Origin of the sequence: Microbacterium sp. BF1, assembly GCF_019279095.1 — a bacterium.
Taxonomy (GTDB): Bacteria; Actinomycetota; Actinomycetes; order Actinomycetales; family Microbacteriaceae; genus Microbacterium; species Microbacterium maritypicum.
Window position 1 is genome coordinate 1 of the sequence record NZ_JAGYWT010000488.1, and the last position, 1,813, is coordinate 1,813.

The 1,813-nt window shown below is 67.7% G+C and carries 1 protein-coding gene and 2 pseudogenes; 1 reads left to right on the forward strand and 2 read right to left on the reverse strand.

Going from position 1 to position 1,813, the window contains the following annotated elements:
- Positions 1 to 126: pseudogene (locus KZA10_RS13995) on the forward strand (transposase); the annotation flags it as partial.
- On the opposite strand, the pseudogene KZA10_RS14000 reads toward KZA10_RS13995, so the two are convergent.
- A pseudogene (locus KZA10_RS14000) lies at positions 84 to 1,205 on the reverse strand (MFS transporter); the annotation flags it as partial. The pseudogenes KZA10_RS13995 and KZA10_RS14000 overlap by 43 nt on opposite strands.
- Positions 1,206 to 1,210: 5 nt before the next feature.
- Complete coding sequence (locus KZA10_RS14005; protein WP_256934870.1) at positions 1,211 to 1,603, reverse strand: MarR family winged helix-turn-helix transcriptional regulator; 393 nt, start codon at positions 1,601 to 1,603, stop codon at positions 1,211 to 1,213.
- Positions 1,604 to 1,813: the final 210 nt, after the last annotated feature.

Consider the following 1,813-nt stretch of genomic DNA (forward strand, 5'->3'; position numbering starts at 1 on the left):
GAGCGCCGCAAGCGCGCCGAGACCGCGCTGATCACCGTGGTCGCGGACTGCTACCTCGCCGGTGTCTCGACCCGTCGGATGGACAAGCTCGTCAAGACCCTCGGGATCCATAGCTTGTCGAAGTCGCTGGCGATCGGCGCCCCGACGGGTGTCGAACCCATGATGACCGCCATGTACAGGGCGAGCACACGTCCGCGCAGAGCGGGATCGGTGGTGATCTGCACGTAGCCGTTGGCGGTGGTGAGGAGGGTCACGATCATGAACCCGGTGAAGGTCAGGGTGACGGCGTAGGACGCGTATGTGGGCATGGCCGACGAGACGAAAGCGGCGATGCCGAACCCGCCGGCGGCGAGGATCACCACGCGCACGCGGGCTCGATCGCGTCGGGCGGCGAGCAGGGCTCCGATCAGCGAGCCGATCGCGAGGACCGAGCTGAGCACGCCGTACCCGTCAGCCCCGGCGCCGAACTCGAGAGCCATGGTGGAGGCGAAGATCGGGAAGTTCATGCCGAACGCGCCGATCAGGAACACCGTGACGAACACCACGCGCAGGTCGCTGCGCCCCCACACGTAGCGGAATCCGGCCGCGAGTCCGCCGCGGTTGCGGTTCTTCAGACGCGGAGCGAGCAGGCTCCGGCGCATCAGCATCAGTGCGAGCAGCATCGCCAGGAAGGTCGCCGCGTTCACGATGAAGACCCAGCCCGAGCCGATCGCCACGATCAGCAGGCCGCCGACGGCAGGCCCCACCATGCGGGCGAGGTTGAACGATGCCGAGTTGAGGGCCACCGCGTTGGAGGTGTCGCCGGTGGAGACCATGTCGGAGACGAACGCCTGCCGGGCCGGGGCGTCGAACGCGTTCACGATGCCGAACCCGAGGGCGAAGCCGAACATCATCGGCAGCGTCATGAGGTCGTTCAGCAGCAGTACGCCGACGGCGATGGCCAAGGCGAGCAGTGCCGACTGGGTGGCGAACAGGATGTGCCGTCGGTCGAAGCGGTCGGCCACCCACCCGGTCAGACTCACGAGCACGAGCGGAGGCCCGAACTGCAGGGCCATCGTCACGCCCATCGCGGTGGCGTCGTTGTCGGTCAGCTCGGTGAGCACCACCCAATCCTGAGCGGTGGCCTGCATCCATCCCCCGACGTTGGAGATCAGGGCGCCCGCGAACCAGATCCGGTAGTTGATGTTCGCGAAGGAGCGGAACATGGCGCTCATCGTTCGACCACCCGCCTCATCAGCGCGCTGGCTTCGCGCAGCGTGGTGAGCTCGGCCTCGGTGTATTCGACCTCGCGCAGCATGTCGGCGAGCAGCTCGTCGCGTCGACGGATGGTCTCGGCGACGATCTCGGTGCCTGCCGCGGTGATGGCGACCTGCACACGGCGGCGGTCGTCTTCATCGGGCGTGCGCACCACGTAGCCCTGCTCCTCGAGGCCGTTGATCGTGCTGGTCATCGAGGGGGCCGTGACGCGCTCGCGCTCGGCGAGGGTGGAGACCGTGCGGCGACCGTTCATGCGCAGGTCGGCGAGCACCGCCAGCTGCGCGTCGCTCATCGAGTCGGCAGCGCGGGCGCAGCGGAGGCGGCGGGCCAGCCGGAACGTGGCCATGCGAAGGTCTGTGGCGGTGAGATGGAGTGATTCATCAGACGCAGACATTACTTAGATAGCCTATCTAATTTTTCGGATGCCGTCTCGGCAGCGGGCACAATGGAGGGGTGGCCCGAACGCTCGCTCTCGAAATCGCCGTGCAGGACCCCGCTGGAGTGCGGATCGCCGCAGAAGTCGGCGCCGACCGCGTCGAGCTCGCCACGGCCCTCG

Excerpts from the sequence above, each read along its gene's own strand:
- KZA10_RS14005 (WP_256934870.1), bottom strand. The coding sequence starts at position 1,603 with ATGGCCACGTTCCGGCTGGCCCGCCGCCTCCGCTGCGCCCGCGCTGCC.